The sequence below is a fragment of the Amycolatopsis sp. NBC_01307 genome (genome assembly GCF_035975215.1).
Lineage (GTDB): Bacteria > Actinomycetota > Actinomycetes > Mycobacteriales > Pseudonocardiaceae > Amycolatopsis.
The window spans coordinates 1,643,953-1,665,222 of record NZ_CP108403.1 but is presented as its reverse complement, the minus strand read 5'-3'; the positions used below and the strand labels follow the sequence as shown (position 1 = coordinate 1,665,222).

Sequence of the window (21,270 nt, the reverse complement as noted above, 5' to 3'; positions counted from 1 at the left end):
GCAGGCGCCGTCATGCGACCACCGCCGGGTGCCAAGCGTCCACATGGGACACCAACGCTCCGGTCAACAGCGCCAGCAGCTCCCGGCCTTCCGCCGCCGTCGCCGACGTCGGGTCGCCCAGCACCCCGGTCGCCGTCACCGCGCGGACGCCGCCTTCGCGCAGCAGCGGCAGCACCTCCGCCAGTGGCCGCGTGTCCCCCGCGACCGCGCGGTCCATCCGGACCCCGCTCGGCCGCAACGCCAGCTGAAGCGCCGTTTCCGGGCGGCCGGCGTGCGGATCGCCGGGCCAGCGCGGCTGGAACACCTCGACGTCGCGCGACTCCGCTCGCAGGCGGGCGACGGCCCGGGCGACCGGGCCCGCGTTGCCGCCGTGGGCGGAGACGAACAGCAGCCTGCCGAACGTCTCGGCCGCCGAGCGGCCCAGCTCGACCAGCAGCAGCTCGGTCGCCTCCTGGCCGATCGACAGCGTCCCGGCGAAGCCCGCGTGCTCGCCGCTGGAGCCGTAGGCCACCGCGGGCGCCACCAGGACGTCCTGGCGCGCGGCCGCGAGCCCGTCGCACAGGGCCTTGGCGATGTCGGTGTCGGTGGTCAGCGGCAGGTGCGGGCCGTGCTGCTCGGTCGCGCCGACCGGCACGGCCAGGATCGCCCCGGCCGCCGCGCGCTCGGCGACGTCCGGCGAGGACAGTTCCGCGAGCCGCATGATCGACCTCTTTTCGGCACCCTGTGACGAATATCAGGCAGAGTAATGTCACCCAGTGTCAGAAACAAGCCTCACGAACGAACGGCACACGGATGACCGAACCGACCCCCGCCGCCCGCCGCGGCCGCCCACCGGGCACCAGCGCCCGTGAGCTGGAGGTCATCGCCCTGCGGCTGTTCACCGAACGGGGCTTCCACGAGACGACGGTCGACGAGATCGCCGCGACCGCCGGGGTCAGCCGCCGCACGTTCTTCCGGTACTACGACGCCAAGTCCGACGTCCTGTGGAACGAGTTCGACACCGAGGTCGAGACGATCCGGAAGCTGCTCGCCGACGCGCCCGCCGGCCTGCCCGTGATGGACGCCGTCCGCGCGGCCGTGCTGGCCGCGAACCACTACCGCGCCGAGGACGTCCCCGAGCTGCGCAAGCGGATGAGCCTGCTCAGCTCGGTCCCCGAGCTGGCCGCGAGCGCGGCGATCCACTACGACGCCTGGGAACGCGCGGTCAGCGCGTACGTCGGCACGCGGACCGGCCAGCCCGCGGACTCGCTGTACCCGCTGGCGGTGGGCCGGGCGGTGCTGGCGGCGTGCCGCGCGGCCTACGAACGCTGGTCGGCCCGGGCCGACGCGGACCTGACGGTCTACCTGGACGCGGCGCTCCGGGCGCTGACCGCGGGCTTCGCGGACGCGGCGCTCACGGCCGAGCCGTCACCGGCCGGCTGAGCCGCCCTTGCCGGTGAGGATGTCGAACGCGTGCCGGCGGTGGGTGGCGAACAGCTCCAGCGCGGCCTCGCGGTCACCGGCGCGCAGCGCGGCGGCCAGCTGCCGGTGCTCCTCCGGGATCGCCGCGAGGTAGCCGTCGGCCTCGACGCCGACGCGCGTCAGCAGGAACAGGTGCACCTGCGAGCGGATGGCCTCCCACGCTTCGAGCAGGCGCCGGTGCCCGGCGGCGGCGTACACGGCGTCGTGGAAGCCGATGTCGCAGCGGACCATCTCGTGCTCGTCCGCGGCACGCGCCATCCGCCCGACGGCCGCGTCGACCGCCGCCAGCCCCTCGGCCGGCGCCCGCTCGATCACCAGCGCGACGGCGAGCTGCTCGAGGGCCGCGCGCAGCGTGTCGAGCTCGGCGACATCCGGCTCGGTCAGGGCCGTCACGGTCGCGCCGCGGTGCCACTCGCTGCGCGCCAGGCCCTCCCGTTCGAGCCGCAGGAGGGCTTCCCGCACCGGCCCCCGGCTGACGCCCAGCGCGGCGGACAGCTCCACCTCCCGCAGCTGGCTGCCGGGCGGGTAGGCGCCGTCGAAGATGGCGTCCCGGATCCGGTCGGCGACCTCGTCGGCCAGCCCCCGCCGCCGCGCGGGCACCACCCGGCCGGGTTCGCTCATCGCTGTCCTTCCTCCAGGCTTGTCCCAAAGTTAACATCGCCGGCCCGGCAAACCGTGCGCGACGGCCACTCACAGGTCCGACGCGCGCCGGAAAGCCCGGCCGAGCAGCAGGACGGCGGCGAGCCCGAGCAGCCAGCCCAGCAGGAAACCGACCGTCAACGGCCACGGCACCGAAGTCCGCCACCAGCGGTAGCCCGCGGACAGCAGCCCGGCGGCCAGGCTGAGGAAACCGACCCCCTCGAACGCCAGCCTGGTCGGGTGCAGGAAGTTCCAGCCGGTGACGCTGAACCAGCCGCGGGTCGTGGGCGCGGCCAGCGCCGACGTCCGCCACGACTCCCACCGGACCTGCCCGCCGAGCCGCTGCGCCAGCGACTCGCGAACGTAGCGGCGGATCAGCTTGAGGTGGAAGTCGTGCAGGATGTACCGGCTGCCGAGCAGGTACGCCGCGAACGGGACGAGCAGTAGCAGGGCGAAGTTCGAGGACGAGATCGCCACGCTGGAGATCGCGCCCGCGGAGGCCAGCTGGAGGGCGAACACGTTCCACTGGACCGTCGCTCGCCGCTCGGTCTCGGTCCGGAGCGCGTTGTACTCGGCGAGCAGGATCTGGGTGCGGGCCGCCGGATCGACCTCGCTGTCCGGTGGGGGTTCGCCGGGCTGCGTCATGCGACCAGGATCGCACGGCGGGCATCCGGATACCGCCTGTTCGAGCGTCGCCGGCCCCTGGTCACCGGGCGTGCCCGCAGCCCTCCCCCAGCCGGCTGCGGGCACGTCCCGTCGAGCAGAACCTGCCAGCGCCGCGCGAGCGGGTCAACGGGCCCGAAAACGTTTCGCGCCCGGCCGAAACGTCGCCCGGCGGGAATGCCGGGCGCCCCGGCGGAAACCGCGTCCGACCAGCGCTATTCTCGCCGGGAAGGGGGTGCGCCCGGCATGTTGGAAATTCACTTCACGGACGCGGACCTGGCGAAGCTGACCATCGCCGAGGACGCCGACCCGATGTGGGAGCTGCTGATGAGCAGCTACCGGATCCGGCGACCCGAGGGTGAGCCGTTCTTCGGCCGGTGGCGCCGGGGGTCACGTTCCGCGGTCCCCGAGTCCGGGCGGCTGCTCATGGCCGCCGTGCCGCCGTACGGCTACTGCCCGGACTTCCTCACCCCGCCCGGCGCCCGCACGGTCGGCGACGGCATCGCCGCCATGCTCGAAACCCCGCCGCGGGTCCTGGCCGCCGACGTCGCCGAGCTCGCCGCGCAGGGCACCCGCGTCCCGCCGTGGCTGCGCCGCCTCGGCGACGGCGAACCGCGCGAGCTGCGCCGGCTGGGCACGGCGCTGCACGACTACTACCGCCAGTGCCTCGCCCCGGACTGGCCGGCGGTCCGCCGCACCGTCGCGCGCGACCGCCGCCGGCTGCAGTCCGGCCTCGAGCGCGGCGGCCCCCAGCTGCTGCTCTCGACGCTGCACCCGGACATCACGTGGAACCCGCCCGTGCTCCACGTCCGCTTCCCGGTCGACCAGACGCTCCACCTGGCCGGCCGCGGCCTCCGGCTGCTCCCGACGTTCTTCGCCCACGGCATGCCGACGACGTACAAGGACCCGGGGCTGCCGCCGGTGCTCGTCTACTCGATCGGCCACACAACCCTCGACAGCGACGCCGAGCCCGGCCCGTCGCTGGCCGCGCTCCTCGGCCGGACCCGCGCCCGCGTCCTCATGACGGTGGCGATCACCCGCTGCAACACGAGCGAGCTGGCGGAGCTGACGGACATCGCCCTGGCCACGGCCAGCCAGCACGCGTCGGTCCTGCGGGCGAGCGGGCTGATCACCAGCACCCGGGCGGGCAAGTCGCAGATCCACGAGATCACGCCGCTGGGCCTGGGCGTGATCCGGGCCGGCTGACTCTTCCGGCCCCTTGCCCTCGACGTTTCCCCGCGTTCAAGATGCGGTGGTGGAGAACGAGGTCGAGACGCGCAAGCCCGCCGCCCTGGAGGACGCATGACGGAACAACCTTGGCGGTGGGACGAATCGACGTGGCGCGGGCACGTCGAGCACGTCCGGGCGGGCCGCTCGCTGCGGCCCGCGTCGTGGCCCGGCGGCGCGAAGGTGGCCGTGACGCTGTCGTTCGACTCCGACCACGAGACGCCCGCATTGCGCGACGGCGACGTGCTGCCCGGCAAGCTGGCGCAAGGCGAGTACGGCGCGCGCGTCGGCGTGCCGCGGTTGCTGCGGCTCCTCGAGCGGTACTCCGCGCCGGCGTCGTTCTTCGTGCCCGCGGTCTCGGCGTTGCTGCACGACGGCGAAGTCCGGTCCTATGTGGACAACGGGCACGAAGTCGCGCTGCACGGCTGGATCCACGAACGCAACACCGCTCTCACCGAGGCCGAAGAGCGTGACCTCGCCTTCCGCGCCGCCGACGTCCTGGAACGGCTCGCGGGCACCCGGCCGGTCGGCATCCGGACGCCGTCGTGGGACTTCTCCGCGCACACCCTGGCCATCACGCGCGAGCTGGGCCTGAAGTACGACTCGTCGCTGATGGCCGACGACGACTGCTACGAGCTCCTCGAACACGGCGAGCCCACCGGCGTCGTCGAGCTGCCGGTGGAGTGGATCCGCGACGACGCGCCGTACTTCATGATGGACCGCTTCGCCGCCCTGCGGCCCTACACGCCACCGCGCGGGGTGCTCTCGATCTGGCGCGACGAGTTCGACGCGGCCTACGCCGACGGCGGCCTGTTCCAGCTCACCATGCACCCGCACATCATCGGGCACCGCTCGCGGATCGCGATCCTCACCGAGCTGCTCGACCACATCACCGGCCACGACGGCGTCTGGTTCGCCACGCACGCCCAGGTCGTCGGCCACGTCCTCGGGGAGCTGCCGTGACGATCCTGCACGAGTGGGTGCGCGCCCACCGCGACGAGCTGCTGGCCGACGTCGCCGCGTACGTCGGCATCGAGACTCCCAGTGACGACAAGGAATGCCTCGCCCGGGGACTGTCCTGGGTGGACGGCTGGCTGCGCGAGCGGCTGGGCCCGCCCGCGTCGGTGCGCGACGTCGACGGCGGCGTCCACGGCGACGTCAAGGTCTACGACTACCCGGGTGCCGGTCAGCCGGTTCTCGTGCTGGCCCACTACGACACGGTGTGGCCGCTCGGGACGCTCGCGGACCGGCCGTTCACGGTGGACGGCGACCGCGCGACCGGGCCGGGGATCTTCGACATGAAGTCGGGCCTGGTCCACGCGGTGTGGGCGCTGCGTGCGCTCGACGCGGCCGGGCTGCCCCGCCCGGCCGTCCGGCTGGTCCTCAACGGCGACGAGGAGATCGGCAGCCCGGCGTCCCGGCCGGTGATCGAGGAGGCCGCGGCGGGCACCCGCGCGACGCTGGTGTTCGAGGCGAGCGCGGCCGGCGCGGTGAAGACCGCGCGCAAGGGCGTCGGCCTGTTCCGCGTGCGCGCCACCGGCGTCGAGTCCCACGCCGGGCTGGACCCGGCGAAGGGCGCGAGCGCGATCGACGAGCTGGCCCGGGCGGTCCTGGCCCTGCACGCCCTGGCCGACCCGGCCGCCGGGACGACGGTCAACGTCGGCGTGATCACCGGCGGGACCAGGCAGAACGTGATCGCGGGGGCGGCGTCCGGCGAGGTCGACGTGCGCGTGTCGAGCGCGGCGGAGGCGTCCCGCATCGACGCGGGCCTCGCGGCGCTGACGGCCCACGACCCCCGCGCGACACTCGTGGTGGAGGGCGGCTGGAACCGCCCGGTGATGGAGCGTTCCCCGGCAACGGCGGAGCTGTACCACCTGGCCCGCGCGACGGCGGCGGAGCTGGGCGTCACGTTGGCTGAGTGCTCGGTGGGCGGAGCCAGCGACGGCAACTTCGTGGCGGCGCTGGGCCACCCGGTCCTGGACGGCTTCGGCGCGGTCGGCGACGGCGCGCACGCGCGGCACGAGCACATCAGCGTCGAGGGGATGCTGGAACGAACAGCCCTGGCGGCCGCCGTCCTGCACCGCCTCGGCGAAAGCCCGGTGACCCCAAGCGGTCCGGCGGACTAGGCCAAGTCCGTGAATGCCACATTGAGAGACCTAGTGTCCCTCGATGTGGCATTCACGGACTTCGGGCGTCACGGGCGCGAGGTGAGGTCGTGGACCGTCGCCGCCGGCAGGCGGGTGCAGCCGACCGCGCCCGGGTTGAGCAGCAGGTCCGTGCCCGGGCGGTCCGCCAGCAGCGCCGCCAGCTCCGCCGCGTCCACCGCCCGCCAGCCCGCCGTCCGGACCCGGTGGCGGTGGGCGGGCGCCGTCGCCACGAGCAGGCACGGGACGCCGTCGGGCGAGGGTGCCGTCAGGGGTACGCCCGACGCGTCGAGCGCGACCGCCGTCTTGACCTGGCGGAACACCGACGCCACCTGGGCGAACTCCGCGTCGCCCACGGCCAGCAGCCGCAAGACCGCGTCCAGCGGGTCCGCCGGGCTGTCCGGGCCCGACGGCACGTACTCCGGGTTCGGCTCGAAGTCGCCGATCGAGCCGTCCGCCGCGGCCGGCCAGCCGCCGACCACGTGGGTCCGGTCGGGCGCCGACGGCTCCGGGGGCCACGCCGGGTCGACCAGCAGCACCCACTTCTCAGCCGTCATCACGCACCCCTCCCACCGCGGCCGTCAACCGGGCCGATCGTTCCGACGCCGCCTTCTCCTGTTCCTGATAGCGTCGCACGCCCTCCGCGATCCGCCACCGGTAGAGCCACGCGAGGTTCGTGACCCGGAACCGCCGCATCAGCCACAACGCGCGCCGCGTGGGCTCGGGGTCGTCCACCGCGCCACGCACCGCTTCGCGCATGACCCCGATCGGCAGATCCCCCTCGGCCAGTTCCCGGATCACCGCCGCGACCGCGCCGGCCCGCGTCTCGACGTCCGGCGACGCCAGGACGGCGTCCATCGCGACGGCCACCAACCCCGGCCGCAACGCTCCGTGCCGGGCCAGGGCGTCGATGGCGTCCGCGGCGGCGCCGACGTCCAGGCCGCCGGCCACCCGGGCCGCGATCTCCAGCACGTCGTCCCGGCCGACGACGGTGTCGGTGACGCCGTGCAGCTGCAGCAACGCGAACTCCTCGGCCAGCCCGGCCACGGCCGCGGCGTCGGCCGGGCTCAACGCGCCATCGAGCACAAAAGGCGCGGCACCCGGCGGAGTCAACACGATCAGTTCACTTTGGACATCAGCCATCAGCGCGTCCGGAACAATGGGCGCGGGCAGGCCGTCGCCGAGACGCTCCACAATAGACTCGGCGAGCGTACGAGGCGTGTCCACAACAGAGGCACTCGGAACCAAAGGCCGATACACCAGGCCGTCCCGCCACTCGCCCTTGCCCACACCCGGGAAGAAGTCCCGAATGGACGGTCCGACCGGCTTCCACTTCCCGGACGCCGGATCGAACCGCCGGTCGACGACGTGCGTGACCCCGTCGAACTCCGATGACGTCGCCACCTGAGCCAGCACCGACGTCCACAGTAGACCGGGATTCTCGTTCGACTCCACGACGTCCGCGACACTGTCCAAACGCAACACCGGCAGCCCCGACCGGAGCTGCCCGACGATCTCCCCGACCGCCGGGTCGATCCGCAGCCGCGTCGAGGCGAAGGAGATCTCGACGTGCCTGCCGTCGCCGCCACGGATCTTCACCGGCACGCGCGCCAGGACGTCATGCGCGAGGGCCTCGCCGAGGTGCCCGGCCAAGGCCTTCGCGACCGAACCGGCACCGGTGCCGGTGACGCTGATGGCGGGCAGCGGGCCGTCGCCGGTGTCGGCCACGAGCACCGCCCGCGCGAGTTCACGCGCCCCCGCGGCCAGGCCGGTGTCCCGGTGCCCGAGATGCCGGTCGACGACCGCGCGGACGACGTCGGGCTGTTCGTGCTGCGCCAGCACCGGCGCGGGGTCGCGCAGCGCGAGGGTCGTCGCGACGGCTTCCCGCACCACCTCGAGAGTCCGGGCGCGATCGGCCAGCGACACCAGTCCTGAGGCAGGCTCCGGGCGCGCGTACTGCCAGTCCTTGCCCAGCGCCTCGGCCAGCTCTTCGACGACCGCCGCGGTGTCGACGGGCTTCCCGAACGTCGTCCAGTGCCCGCCGCGGACGACGGCCGTGAACGCGTCGTCGGTGGCGCCGAACAGCGGCGCCGACGGCTCGTCGTCACCACGGCGGTTGGCGAGCACCGAGTCCGTGGCCGCGTGCACCGGCAGACCGGAAGCCGCGTGGAAGTCGAAAGCGACCCCACCCGGCCCGGGACGACGTCCGGCCGCGCACGGGAAGAGCGTCACCGATTCCGGTCGCGCGGAACCAAAGGAAGACGTCACCAGCCGAGCGAGAGTGGCGCCATCGACGAACACCGCACGACGCTCGCCGTCGACCCGGGCGAAGACCTTGGCGCGGGTCTCCTCACCGTGCCCGGTGACGAGGAACGTCTTCCCCCGCGCCAGTTCGTCGGCCCACGGCGCGCGGACCAGCACGCCGCCCTCGCCCGGCCCGCGACCGCGCAACGCCGGCTGCGCGCCCGACGCGAACTCGCGCATCTCGTCCGGCGCGGCCTCCACGATGAGGTTCTCGCCGGTGGTCTGCGACAGCCAGGCCTGCACCTTCGCCGCCTCGTCCGGCTCGAGGAAACTGACGCCGCGGACCTCGCCGGACGCGTCCAGCAGCGGCGTCGCGGCAGGCGCGTCGAACTCGACGGTGGTCCCCGGCTGATCGGCCAGTTCTCCCCTGAACCGCTCGCCGAAGGTCGCGAAGTGCCCGCCGTCGGTCACAGTCGTGAAGCCTTGCGTGGCGCCGGTCGCCTGGCCCAGGGTCGCCGACGGGCGGCCGAACAGCGCCGGCTCGGTCGGCGCGTGCACCTGCAGCGGGCCGCCCAGCTCGGACAGCGCCCGCTGGAAGTCGTGGGCGACACCGCCCGGGCCGTCGAGCTTGCCGGTGGCGCACGCGATGAGCGTGATCGACGGCCGCGCGGACCCGGCCGCCTGCGCGAACGGTTTCGACGCGGCGAGGATCTTCGCGAACGACGCGCCGTCGACGCGCACGGTCCGCCCGCCCAGCAGCGTGAGCTTCACCGACTGCGGCCGGCCGTGCGCCATGACGAACAGCGTGCTCGAATCCCACGGCGCGGGGCTCTGCGACGCCCACTCGCCGAACGCGCGCCCGTCGAGGTCCGGCTTCGCGCCGTTCTCCCGGGCGTCACGCAGCAGCGGCGCGGTCCGCTCCGGCGTCGCGCCGTCGGGGAGGGAGCCGACGGTGTCCGAGTGGTCGTCCGCCCAGTCGCGTTCGATGTCGGCGGTGTGCTCGGCGGCGGGCAGGAACGACACCGCGACGACCCGGCCGGACCGGTCGGTGACCGGGCGCGCCTCGATCTGGGAGACGTCGAAGTCGTACGGCAGGCCGGTGCCGGTATCGACGCCGGTCACGGTGTCCTGCGCGAGCACGGCGTCCACAGTAGACGGATCGAACGCGTCGACCTGCCGGTCCAGCTCCCGCTTGGCGTCCCACCAGGCCTGCCGGGCGTCATCGGCCTGACGGCGAGCTTCGACGACGTCGTCGAGCGCGGCGTCCCGGCGGGAGATCTGGTCGGCGCGGTCGTTGCGGTGCTCGTCGAGCACGGCGGCGAGCCGTTCGGCCCGGTCCTGCGCCGCACCGCGCGTCCGGGTCAGCTCCGGCTGCGCGGCCCGGATCGCGGCCGCGTTCTCCAGGGCCCTCCCGCGCGTGGCGAGGAAACCCCGCTGCTCGTCGGAGCCGGGTTCGGCGGCCCCGGCCAGGGTGAGCGCCTGATCGGCGACGTCGTTCAGGCGCGAGATCTCCGCGTTGCCCGCACGCAGCCGCGCCCCGGCGTCACGCGCGTCGGTCTCCGCCGCGGCCAGCGCGTCACGCAGGGCCTGGACGGCGTCGGTCGAGGTGTCGACGCCGAGCGCCGGGCCGTCTTCGGCCAATCGACGCGCGCCTTCGCGCTGATCGAGCCACCGGTCGTCGGCACCACGTTGCGCCTGGTCGACGGCCTCTTCGGCGGTGCGCCACGCCTCGGCGGCGTCCTTCACCGCGTCCTGGGCCCGGCTCAGCGTGTCCGGCAGCTTCGCGTTCAGGAACGCCTCGACGTCGGCGTCGGTCATCCGCACCAGGGCCGACGACGGCACCTTCACCTCGACCGCCGCGGTCCGCCCGCCGCCGAGGTCGGCGACCACGCGGTACTCGACGTCGAAGCCGACCAGCCCGGTGCGGCCCTTCGGCTTGCCGGTCACCGACCGGTCGCCGGCGGACGTCGACGACGTCGGGTCGGTGCTCGCGTCGGGCGAGCGGGTGTCGAGGCCGCCCCACGAGTGCGCGTTCTGCCCGGGGTCGGTAACTCCTCCGCCGCCGAGGTTGTGCTGCTGCTCGGAACTCGACGAGGCCTTGGCCTCGCCGGTGAAGGTCGCCGTCTCGGTCGCCGAGTGCTCCAGTTTCACGCTGTCGCTCAGCCCGGCGAGCTTCGGGTTGACGACCCGCGCGTAGACCTTGACCGTGCCGTGGCCGTTGCGCAGCACGGCGGCTTCGTGCAGCTCAGGGACGTCCAGAGGGCCCTTGACCAGGTCGGGCAGGTTCGCCTGGAGCATCTCGTTGGTGACGGCGGACGCGAGCGTGGTGTTGGTGATCAGGCCGTCGCGGGCGCCGGCGGTCCGCAGGGCCTGCCGGGCGGCCGCGCGCACCTCGGCGGCGCCGCGCAGGCCCTCCGTCGTCGCCGACGCCGGCAGCGCGCCGTGCCCGCCGTCCTGCCAGGTCTTCAGGTCGGCGTCGGTGAAGGTCTTGACGTTCGTCGCCGCCGCGTTGTGGTCCTTCGGCGCGGACCCGGTGGTGATCTTCTGGTCGTCGGCGGCGGCCCGGACGACGAGGTCGGCGTCCTGCGAGGTGACCGGGAACGTCCTGTCGCCGCGCGTGACGACCAGGTCGAACGTCACCTTCGCGCGGTACCGCACCGCGGGCCCGCTCGAGGACGCCGTCTTCGACGTCGTCTTGGTATCGGTGGCGGTCGTCTGGTCGGTCCTGGTGCGGGTCCCGGACACTCCCTTGTAGACACCGTCGTAACCGCTGACCTTCGCGTGGCTGTCGGTGAAGAGGCCGCGTCCGGCGCCGCGGAACTGGCCGCCGTAGGACGAGCCGCGGCCCGCGTTCTCCTTGGCCGTCGCGGTCGCGCTGACGGCGTGGTCGATCTCGCTGCCGTCGTGCGCGACGTCCAGGAACCCGGTCTCGGTGACGCGCGCCTTGAGCAGCACCTGGTAGGTGTCGGTGGTGACGACGCCCGGGTCGTGCAGGACGAGCGGCACGCCGCCGTCGAGCGCACTGTCCACAAGGGACGTCACGCTCTCCGGTGACGCCGCGTCCAGCATCCGCTGCAGGTTGTTCATCGAGTCGTCCAAAACGGACTTCGGCAGCAGCCGGTCACCGGTCTTGCCGAGAGTCGCGCGCGCGTCCCGGATGAGTCCGCTGAGGTCCGGCGCGTCCTCGACGACGGCCGCGCCCAGCGCACTCGACGTGCCGCCGACCAGGGCGGGCGCGGTGAGCGTGCCGGGCGCCGGTGTGCGCGGCTCGACCGACGGGAGCAGACCCTGCTCGCGGGCCTGGTCCTCGGTCATCCGGACGAACACCGCGCCCGGCAGCTTGACGTCGGCCCCGGCGCGGGACTTGCCGCCGTTGACCACGCTCTCCTGCCGCGTCTCGGCGACGAGCCGCACGTCGGCGTCGTACTGCACGAGCACGGTCCGGCTGTCGGACGGCGCGCGGCGGACGTGGTCGACGCTCGCGCTCAGCTCGGCCGACGTGCCCTTCGTGCGGCTCCACGGGCTCCACTTGGCCGAGGTGTACAGCTGGCCCTGGCCGTGCGGGTCGCTGCCGTCGGCCCGGATGGTCATGCCGAACTGGGCGTTCGCCTCGACGGCCTGCTTGCGGGACTTCTCGTAGCCCGCCTTGGTGCCGCCGGCGAACGTCGTGTCGCTGCCGCCCGCTTCGGAGGTCATGACGAGCTTCGGGTTGCTCAGCTCGACGTTCATCCCGAGCCCGCCGACGCGGTCGGCGACGCGGCGTTCGTAGCGGAACCCGCCCGAGCGCGCGCCCTGGCGCAGGAACCGCGGGAGGCCGGAGCGGAACGTCTGCGGCGAGAACATCCGGTCGATCCGCTTGCGGGCTTCGCCGCCGGGCAGGCCGAGGACGCCGTCGCCGCCCGCGGCGCGGCCGAGCTGACGGACAGCTTCGTCCCGCAGGGCTTCGGTGTTCGCGACGGCTTCGACGTGCAGGAACTTCGGCGCGGGCGGCCGGTCGGCTCCGAGCAGCGCGTCAAGCTTCGGAGCGATCTCCAGGTCGACGGCCGTGGGTTTGCCGGGCGCGAACCGCGTCGGGTCGGTCTTCGGCGCCGAGCCGTCGCTGACCCAGAGGTCGACCTGGCCGGCGATCTTCGGCAGGCCGTCGCCGGTCTTGGCCACTGTGGACACTCGTGGCGTCTGGCGGAACGGCGATCCGGGCGTCAGCTTCTTCACCCACGGGCGGTGGCGGGTGTGGCTGGTGATCTCGACCTCGAACTCGACGTCGTGCTCGAAGACCTGCGCGTCCGGGCTGCCGCCGATACCGGTGGTCGTCGTGGTGGTGGGGCCGCCGGAGTTCTTCCAGGTCGTGGTGTCGGAGTACTGCACCGGCGTGACGGTCGGGCTGATGCCGAGCGACGTCAGCGGCGTCGTCTTCGGGATCATCATCCGGCCTTCGAGCCCGACGCTCCAGCCCTTCTCGGTCGTCGTGCTGCTGCTCAGGGTGGGTGACGTCGCGGTGCTGCCCTTGACCGACCGGCCGGTGGCCTGACCGAGGTGCCGGCCCAGCGACAGCTTCGCCTTGACCGTGACGCTCAGGTACTCGTCGGTGAACAGGCCGCGCCGCTTGAGCTGCGTCGACACGCCCGGCCCGAGCAGATCGTCCATTTTGGACCGCAGCGCGGCCGGCGAGAAGTTCGCGGTGATCTTGCGGAGGTTGCCCAGCCGTTCGGCGGTGCCGGCGCCGGAGCCCTTCGAGACGTCGCGCTGGAGCTTGTCGAAGCGCGGCAGGAACTTCGCGAATCCCGGGCGTTCACGCAGCGTGTTCTCGATCTGGGCCTGGACCTTCGTCGCCGGGGTGAAGGTGCCCGCGCGGACGTGCCCGGCCGCCGCGGCCGCGGCGAGGTACGGCGGCTCGAACCGCTTCTCCCCCGGCGTGACCTTGTCGCGCGTGCCGTCCGGCACCGGAAGGCCTTGCGCCTTCGCCTCCGGCAATCCCATCCGGACATACGCGGTGGCCGGCACGGTGACGGTCTCGCCGCTCGACGTCGTCACCGCGAGATCGACGGTCACCTTGTACAGCCCGATGTCGCCCTTGGCGTTCAGGTTGGTCTTGGTGGTGACGCTCGTGCCGCTCTGCGACGTCTGCGTGACCTTGGCGGACGCGCTCGCGCTGACGCCGGCGACCCCGCCGACGGCGCCGGGGATGTAGGCGCCGCCGCCGAAGATCCCGTTGACGTCACCGCCGGACTTCGAGGCCGCCGACGTGCTCCCACCGGCGACGGCGGAGTCCGTGAGCTTCACCTCGGAGTCGCCGGGCACGGTGCCGAGCAGCTCGACGCCGGTCGGCTTCGCCCGCAGCTCGATCGCCTCGCGGTAGCTGCCGTGCGGGCTGGCCAGGTCGTTCGACACCACGGGCGAGCCGGACAGCGCGGTGCCGAGCACCTGCCGCAGGCCGCCGCCGCTGACGAACTCGCGCAGCGCCGTGCGGCCCGGCGCGCCGAACTTCGTCACCGACGGGTGCAGCTTGCCGCTGACCTGGTCGAAGAACGCCTGCTCGTCGAGGAGCACGGCTTCCGGCGCGAGGAACTCGACGCGCTCGGCCCAGTCGTCGCGCGGGGTGGCGTCCTTGGTTTCGTGCGTCTCCAGGCCGGTGAGATCGGTGGGCACCAGGAGCCGGACGCTGCCGTCCACTTCGGACCCGGTCTGCCCGCCGGTCTGGGTGGTGACGGTGATCCGGTACTTCACCGGGACGTCGGCGTTCCGCAGGTCACCGGCCGAGCGGATGACCCGCTGCTCGGTGCCGGTGCTGGTCGAGGTGTGCTCGATGGCGGGCGACGCGAGCTGAGCCGACGCGCCGACCGAGGCGTACGGCCCGGCCGGGAACAGCCAGAACACCGACGTCCCGACGCTGCCCGTCGTCGTGTCGGCGTTCGGGTCGCCGTGCGTGGTCTCGTGCTTGTTGGTGACGTCGCCGGCCGCGGGCGTCGCGTCGGTGATCCGGTCCGCGGCGACCGAGGCCAGGTCCGGCTCGGCCTGGACGCGGACCTCGAACCACTTCTCCCCCACCCGCACCATCGACGCCTTGCCCGCGCCGAGGAACGACTCGAAGCCGCCGCCCTCGAGGGAGCCGGTGATGGCGTCGACGCCCTCGGGCCGGCCGTCGGCCAGCGGGCTCAGCAGCTGCTCGATCCGCGTGCCGACCTCGTCGGCGCCCCGGACGTCGACCGGCGCGAGGGCACCGAGCGCGCGGCCGTCCCGCGCGTACTCCGGCAGCCGGGCCCGGAGCGGCCGGGTGTCGGGTGCGTCGTCGACCAGGACGTCATCGCGGTGCGCCGGGTCCCAGCCGGCGATGAGCCGGTCGAAGAACCCGGCCCGCTGCGGCGCGTGCTGCCGCAGGTGATCCGGGTCCATGAAGTAGTACTTGGCCGTCTCGGCCATGTCCTCGTGGACGTTGGTCGCGCCGTACTTGCTGATCGGGCGTTCGCCGGCGAACGCCGGGTAGCCGTCGGCGTCCCAGTGTCCGGTGTGGACGTTGAACTCGGCCTGACTTCCCTTGACTTCCTTGAAGATCCGCTCGGCGGCCTTGCCGGACAGCTCGTTCTCGAGCCGGGTGAAGACGTCCGGGTTGGCGTCGGCCAGCCGCCTCACGAACTCCGAGCGGCGCGGCGAGCGCGTCGCGAAGCCGTCAGGGTCCAGCAGGTGGGACTTGAGAGCGGCCTTGAAGTCGGCGACGTCGTCGCGGATCTTCGGGTCGGCCGGCGGTTCGCCGCCGGGCTCGCGGTGCGGCGAACCGTCCGGGTTCCAGCTGCCGACGTGCTTGCCGTAGTCGTCGAGGGCGTAGGAGAGCAGGCCGTGGGCGAGTTCGTGGGTGACCGTGCCCTCGATGCCGCGGTGGCCGCCGCCGAACTCCCTGTTGATCACGCCCATCGCGTAGAGGTTCACGGTCCCGTGCGAGGCGAGGTACTCCGCGCGGGCCGTCGGCGCGATCTGGCCGCGTTCGACGCCGAACGACACGGCCGCGAAGTGCCGGACCTCCTGCTCGGCGTGCGCGCGGCTCGAGTTCGCCCGGCGCTCGCCGAGGATCGGGGCGTAGTGCTTCAGGGCGTCGTCGATCGCACGGGTCTCGTTCTCGCTGAACTCACGCGGCTTGACACGAGCCAATACAGTCGGCTTAGCCTGCGGGTTCGTCTCGTGGACGGCGCGGACGCCGTGGGCCGAGTCGCGGTCGGTGCCGTCGGGGCCGGGATCGGTGTCCCCGACCAGCACGGTGCCGTCGTGCACCGCGTCGTCGAACAGCTTCGCCAGTTCGTGGTACTTCTGCTCGTACGGCGTCTTCCCGCCGTCGCGGGGATCGTTCGAGTAGGCGAACCGGTGCTCGCCGGGGACCCGGACGTGACCGCCCCCCTCGACGGCCAGGCCGGTCAACTTGTCGTAGCCGTCCTGGACCTCGCCGGTGGTGTCGTTGACGAATTTCGCCTGCGGGCTGTAGGAGGAGAAGTCCGCCTGGTAGTACTGGTGGAACTCACGGAACAGGTCGCGCACGTCGGACGCGTTCGGCGTGCGGCCGTCCGGCGTCTTCGCCTTGTGGGCGAGCGCCTTGACGAACGTGTGAACGTCCTTTGCGGACACACCCAGGTCGCGGAAGTAGAACCCGAACGGGTCGGAGTCGACGAACGCCCGCGCGATCTCGAAGTCGCGCCTGGACGCCCAGAGCCCTTCGTGGCGATTCATGTGCTGGACCGCCCCGCGGTGCTCCGGCTCGCGGTCGTGGCTGACCTGGGCGTCGCCGTACTGGTTCTTGGAGTTCACCTTGTCCGCGTCGTGGAACAGGATCGCCTTCGCGATCGCGTCCCGCGACACGAACCGGCCGGCGTCCGGCTGGCCCTGGGTCAGGGTGAGGTACTGGTTGAGCACCATCTGCGCGTGCTCGCCGAAGGTGTTCGGCTTCGTCTGCCCCGGCGCGCGGTCCGGGCGGCCGTCGGCCTGCGGCTTGACGGTCTCGGCGAACTTGCGCGCCAGGGTGCCGCCGGAGTCCACATCGGACACCAGCTGATCGACGATCTTCTTGGCAGACTCCGGTTTCGGGTCCGCCAGCGCGTCCTCGATCGTCGAGGCCAGGGCGTGACCCGCGGTCTGGTGCCGGGCGAACACGGCCGGGTCGTTCTTCTGGGTGTAGCCACGGGTGTGCTCGGCCTGCCAGCGGCCGAACTCGTTCGCGAACGGCGTGCCGTCGACGCCGTCGTCGGTCAGGTCGGTCTCGCGGGTGTCGAAGTCGGCCTTGATCCGGCGTTCGTCGGTCGCGATGGCCGAGCCGATCTCGGCCTGCGTCGCGAAGTCGGGCAGCCGGTCCATGAAGGCGTCGGCGTCTTCGTGGGTGACGGGGTCGAACCGGGCGTTGTGCAGCAGGTCCGGGTCGCGGACCTCCGGGCCGACGGCGTTCGCGAGGTTCTTCCGGAAGCCGGGGTCGGCGAGCTTGCCCGCGTTCTTGCGGCCGAGTTCCTTGGCGAGGGCGTCGGCGACGTCGTTCTGCTTGGCCTGGAAGTGGGCGCGCAGGGCGTCGGCGTCGAGGCCGGCCAGCGACGTCTTCGTGACCGGGTGCATCGCCTTCGGGACGACCTGGGCCTTGAGCTGCGCGGCGAAGACGTCCGGCGCGATGGTGACGCCCGGCTTGGCGAGCAGCTTCTTGAGGTCGGCGTTCTTGCCGAGGTCGTCGGCGATCCCCTTGGTGAACGCCTCGGCGCGCGGGCCGCTGAGGTAGCCGCGCTTGCCCTGCTTGAGGCCGTCGAGCTGGGTGCCCCGGGTGCCCTTGAGCGCGTCGAAGTGCTCGCGGACGGTCTGGTGGACGATCTTCACGACGTCCGGTCCGAACGTCCCGGTGTCGCCGAGTTCGCTGGTCAGCCGGTCGGTGACGGCCTTGGTGACGACGTCCGCGGCCTTCGCCGCCACCTGCGGGTCGGCGGTCATCGCGGCGCGGATGTTGTCGAGGGTGTCGCGCCGGGCGTCACCCATGGCCTCGCCCAAGACCTGGTTCGGCAGCTTCAGGCTGTCCTTGACCTCGCCGAGAACGGCGTCCTTCAGCTCCTTGGAACCCACCGGGACGCCATCGGGAGCGTGCTGCCGGACGGCCGTGTCGATCGCGGCGCCGATCCCGTCGGAGAGCTGCCCGACGGTAGCGCGCCCAGGACCGTGGGTGTTGAGGAAGACGTTCATGTCCTCGGTGCGGCGCGCCTTGCTGTCCGGGCTCGCGTGCCCGGTGACGTCCGGAATGCTGTCGCCGGCCGGGCCGAAGAACAGGTCGGGCGAGCTCTTCCAGGTGTGGTAGTGGTTTCCGAGCGTCCGGGCGAGGCCGCGCAGCGCGGCGGGGTCGTTGCGGAAGTACTTGCGGCCGTCCGGCGTCCAGCTGAACCACGGGTCGTTCTCGCGCCCGAGGGCGGCGGAGTCGAAGTCCGGGCTGATACCGAGCCGGTGGTAGAGGTCGGCGAGATCCTCTTGCCGGCCCGCGACGTCGGGCATCTGCCGGTCGTGCCCACCCGGGGTGTACGTGACGAGCGAACCCTTGAGCGCTTGCTGCTGGAGCGCGTCGAAGTCCTTGCCCCGCAAGCCGAACTGGTTGGTGTCGCCGTTCTGGTCGACGTTCATCGACAGGCTGTTGCCCTGCGACTGCGCCTCGACGGTGACCTGCTCGCTGACCTTGGTGAACGTGTCGAGCGGCACGAGGAACGACCGCAGGACGGGCTGCATCCCGGGTTTGCGGTTGACGTCGTGCTCGTACTTCGCAGTCCACTGTAGAGCCCGCAGCGGCCGTCCACCGCCGACCCAGAAGACTTTCGAGCCCTCCTTGCCGTCACCACTGAACGGATGGACGTGGCCGTCGGCGTCCTGATGAACGTCCTTGAACTCCGAGCCGCGCACGGCCGGCGTCAGGATCGCGGTGTAGAGGCGCACGTGGTGCTGCCCCTTGACCGTCTCGATCTCGAACTCACCGCGGTGCACGACCTTGCGGCCTTCTTCCGTGCGCAGCACGGTCGAGCCGGGATAGCTCACATGTGGACGTCCGATGTGGACGTTCTCCTTGGTACCGAGATAGGTCGGTTTCCCGTCCACAGTGGTCTGGATGATGTGGACCGGACGGCCGGTCTCCGGGCCGTGACTGGTCCAGTTTCCCTTACTATCAAGCACATGAACCTGAACATCGGCGGCCTCGGCGAGCGCGTCGAGGTTCGTTTCGTCCCTGTTGCCATCGAGAGCGGCAGTGATCCGGGCGTGCTCGTTGGGCGCATTGTCGGACAGACTGGCGGCGACGGCCTCACGGAAGTTGTCGTGCGGCGTGTCCCCGCCGACGAACACGGGATCCATGCCGTGCACGCCGAGAACGGTGTGCTGCGGCGGCGGCAGAACACGCCGATCGAGCACCTGCCCGGAATGCGGGTCGTCAACAGTCACCGTGTTGACCGTGACGGGCGCCTTGGCCGGACTGTGGTGATTCGACGACGGCTTCGTGTGCCCTGACGGCGGTTCGGAACGCGGGGTGAACGTGACGCCGGGGTCGCCGAGATGATGGTCACGGATCGGCGCGGTGTCCGAGATCTCCTGGATCTTGGCGAGGTTCTGCTCGGTGAGCGTCGAGTCGGTCCAGGCGTCCGGCCCCATCACGCCGGGCTGGTCGTCGCGGCGGAACAGCAGCCGGTCGTCGTGGTAATCCTCGCCGAGGCCGAGGTAGTGCATGACCTCGTGGGTGAGGCCGGTCTTCGCGTCGTGGACATCCCAGTGCGTCTGATCGGTCGGCCGGGCTCCATCCACTGTGGAGTCGTGAACCTCGACCGGCACGCCGCGGCCGCGGTCGCTCCGCCAGTCGCCGTCGACCGGCCCTAGTGGAGTCCGGACGTCAACGGTGACGTGCAGCTTGTCACCACCGGGCAGGCGGTTGCCCTGGTTGACGGTGACGTCGAGGTGCTTTTGGAGGTCCTGCGCGAGCTGGGCGCGAGCTTCCGGCGTCACCGAGCCGGAGTTCGAGGTCAGGTCGAGCGGGACGGTGAAGTCCCGGACCCAGCCACCATCCTCGGTCTCGTAACGGCGGACGTCGTAACGGATCTGGGTGATGGCGCCGTCGAGTTCGCCGTCTTTGAGGCCGTCGCCTTCGAACTGCTGCGCGATGGACTTGGCGGGATCAAACCGCTCGGAGACCAGCCGCGCAGGCGGAGCGGCATCCCGACGGCGGGTGTCGGTTGTCTTCGTGGCCTCCGATGTGGACTGTCCGACGTGGACCTTGGGGGGTGCCTGGGACGGGCTCTGGTGGCTGGTCGGCGCAGGCACCTTGACGGCATTCTCGGCCCCCGGATCGCTGTTTGCACTGGTGACCGCGGGCTTCGCACCATCCTTGGCGGCCGCAACCTCTTCGGACGTGACAAAGCGGGGCACAGAATCAGTCTTGATCGGCGAGGGCGGCACAACCGGGCGGGGCTTAGCCGTGCCGGCACCGCTCGTGCTCGGCCCGGTCGCCGCCCCGGGACCTACATCGCTCGGCCCAGCCCCGATCGCCGACCGAAGACCGCCTTTGCTCGGCCCAGTCGCCGCCGCCCCGGGACCTACATCGCTCGGCCCAGCCCCGATCGCCGACCGAAGACCACCAGTGGTCGGCCCAGTCTCAAGACCGGCCTTGCCCGACCCGACCCCGAGGGCCGATTGCGAACCGTCCTTGGCCGTCCCGGTCACCGCCTCACCCGGCTCAGTCCCGACGACCGGCTCGGGAACAGGCTCGGCACTTCCCATCGCCGAGGCCGGGTCGACACTGCTCTTGGCCGATCCTGTCGCCGTGGGGCCGGCGTTCGCCGTTCCATCCCCGGTGACCGGCCGGGCATCACCCTCGACCGGTCCAGAATCAGTCGTCGACTCGGGCTTGACCGGCCCGGCGGCCACCGTCGGATGTGCATCGGCCTTCACCGGTCCAGGACCGATTGACGGGTCGGGGCTGCTCTTGACCGGCCCGGTTCCCGTAGTCGGCTCGGAGCTGGTCTGGGCCGTCCCAGACCCGGGACCGACCTCGGCAGCTCCGACATCGGGGGTCGGGTGGGCGTTGGCCGCGGAAGCGCCGTCGGTCGCCAGTCCGGTGTTCGGCTGCTGAAGGCTTGATGTGGGGCCCGGCGTCGGCGAGCCTGTCGCAGCCACCCCGCCGACGCTTCCCGCCACCGACGGCGGCGCGGGTGTGGAGGAATGAGCGTCCGGCGGGGTGAGTCCCGGCAGTCCACTTTCGGTGGGGTTCGAGCGCCCGTTCGAAGGACCGGGTGCGGGATTGCCGCCCGCGGTGTTGTTCACCGCGGTTCCGGGCGAGCCGGCTCCCGGCGGGTTTGATGTCGTACTGGAAACGTTGCTCCCCGGGCTGCCCGTGGCGGAGGAGTTCGTGCCGGTGCTCCCGGTACCGGGAGCACTGAAATTCGAGTTGCCGTTCGCGGAAAAGTTGGTGCCGGTACCACTCGTACCCGGAGCACCGAAACGTGAATCATCGGTCGCGGACAGGTTCGTGCCGGTGCCACTCGTACCCAATCCGGAACCGGGAGCACCGTAGCTCGAGCTGCCCGTGGTCGGCGGGTTCATACCTGCGCTGTTGTCGTCTGGGTTGCTACCGGGAGCGGTGATACCCGAGTTGCCCGTGGCCGGCGAGTTCGTGCCTGCGCTGTTCGCACCCGGGCCGGAACCGGGAGCGGTGATACCCGAGTTGCCGCTGGTTGCCGGAGTCGTGGCACCGGATCCCGACGGGGCCGCTCCGGTACCGGCGGACGTGCTCGGCCCCGTGGCACCCGGGCCGGTGGCCGTCTGCGGTGCCGTGCTCGAAGGGCCGTTCTGGTGTTGCGAGCCACTGCCACCGGTGCTGCCCGGGGCTTCGACAGGCGTCACAGCGCTGGAGCCGTTCGGGCCC

9 protein-coding genes are annotated in these 21,270 nt (G+C 72.2%); 4 read left to right on the top strand and 5 right to left on the bottom strand.

Annotated elements, in window-relative coordinates; translation table 11 throughout:
- Positions 1–10 precede the first annotated feature (10 nt).
- Positions 11–700 (bottom strand): mycofactocin biosynthesis peptidyl-dipeptidase MftE, encoded by a 690-nt coding sequence (gene mftE / locus OG439_RS07055; protein WP_326948548.1) that lies wholly within the window; start codon positions 698–700, stop codon positions 11–13.
- A gap of 92 nt (positions 701–792) precedes the next feature.
- Here mftE and mftR point away from each other — a divergent pair, with 92 nt between their 5' ends.
- Positions 793–1,422, top strand: coding sequence for a mycofactocin system transcriptional regulator (gene mftR / locus OG439_RS07050; protein ID WP_326948547.1), 630 nt, complete (start codon positions 793–795; stop codon positions 1,420–1,422).
- Here mftR and OG439_RS07045 read toward each other — a convergent pair.
- Positions 1,408–2,082: a GntR family transcriptional regulator gene (locus OG439_RS07045; protein ID WP_326948546.1), complete on the bottom strand. Its 675-nt coding sequence runs from the start codon at positions 2,080–2,082 to the stop codon at positions 1,408–1,410. The two genes, mftR and OG439_RS07045, sit on opposite strands and share 15 nt — an antisense overlap.
- Positions 2,083–2,151: 69 nt before the next feature.
- Positions 2,152–2,745 (bottom strand): hypothetical protein, encoded by a 594-nt coding sequence (locus OG439_RS07040; protein ID WP_326948545.1) that lies wholly within the window; start codon positions 2,743–2,745, stop codon positions 2,152–2,154.
- Positions 2,746–3,009: 264 nt separating this feature from the next.
- Here OG439_RS07040 and OG439_RS07035 point away from each other — a divergent pair, with 264 nt between their 5' ends.
- The 3 genes from OG439_RS07035 to OG439_RS07025 all read left to right on the top strand — a co-directional run bounded on the left by OG439_RS07035 (position 3,010) and on the right by OG439_RS07025 (position 6,116).
- Positions 3,010–3,969 carry an ArsR/SmtB family transcription factor gene (locus OG439_RS07035; RefSeq protein ID WP_326948544.1) on the top strand — a complete coding sequence of 320 codons (960 nt, stop codon included), beginning with the start codon at positions 3,010–3,012 and terminating at the stop codon, positions 3,967–3,969.
- A 96-nt stretch (positions 3,970–4,065) separates the two neighbouring features.
- Positions 4,066–4,953 (top strand): polysaccharide deacetylase family protein, encoded by an 888-nt coding sequence (locus OG439_RS07030; protein WP_326948543.1) that lies wholly within the window; start codon positions 4,066–4,068, stop codon positions 4,951–4,953.
- Positions 4,950–6,116, top strand: coding sequence for a M20 family metallopeptidase (locus OG439_RS07025; RefSeq protein WP_326948542.1), 1,167 nt, complete (start codon positions 4,950–4,952; stop codon positions 6,114–6,116). Before OG439_RS07030 ends, OG439_RS07025 begins: the two co-directional genes overlap by 4 nt.
- Positions 6,117–6,184: 68 nt before the next feature.
- Here OG439_RS07025 and OG439_RS07020 read toward each other — a convergent pair whose 3' ends face one another.
- Together OG439_RS07020 and OG439_RS07015 are read right to left on the bottom strand one after the other, a co-directional pair.
- Positions 6,185–6,691 carry a type VII secretion system-associated protein gene (locus tag OG439_RS07020; protein WP_326948541.1) on the bottom strand — a complete coding sequence of 169 codons (507 nt, stop codon included), beginning with the start codon at positions 6,689–6,691 and terminating at the stop codon, positions 6,185–6,187.
- Positions 6,681–19,775, bottom strand: coding sequence for a hypothetical protein (locus tag OG439_RS07015; RefSeq protein ID WP_326948540.1), 13,095 nt, complete (start codon positions 19,773–19,775; stop codon positions 6,681–6,683). The genes OG439_RS07020 and OG439_RS07015 overlap by 11 nt, the downstream gene beginning before the upstream one ends.
- Between the last annotated feature and the right edge of the window lie 1,495 nt (positions 19,776–21,270).

What these genes read in the sequence shown, in the direction of transcription:
- mftE (WP_326948548.1), bottom strand. Translation starts at nt 700, where the DNA reads ATGCGGCTCGCGGAACTGTCCTCGCCGGACGTCGCCGAGCGCGCGGCG.
- mftR (WP_326948547.1), top strand. Translation starts at nt 793, where the DNA reads ATGACCGAACCGACCCCCGCCGCCCGCCGCGGCCGCCCACCGGGCACC.
- OG439_RS07045 (WP_326948546.1), bottom strand. Translation starts at nt 2,082, where the DNA reads ATGAGCGAACCCGGCCGGGTGGTGCCCGCGCGGCGGCGGGGGCTGGCC.
- OG439_RS07040 (WP_326948545.1), bottom strand. Translation starts at nt 2,745, where the DNA reads ATGACGCAGCCCGGCGAACCCCCACCGGACAGCGAGGTCGATCCGGCG.
- OG439_RS07035 (WP_326948544.1), top strand. Translation starts at nt 3,010, where the DNA reads ATGTTGGAAATTCACTTCACGGACGCGGACCTGGCGAAGCTGACCATC.
- OG439_RS07030 (WP_326948543.1), top strand. Translation starts at nt 4,066, where the DNA reads ATGACGGAACAACCTTGGCGGTGGGACGAATCGACGTGGCGCGGGCAC.
- OG439_RS07020 (WP_326948541.1), bottom strand. Translation starts at nt 6,691, where the DNA reads ATGACGGCTGAGAAGTGGGTGCTGCTGGTCGACCCGGCGTGGCCCCCG.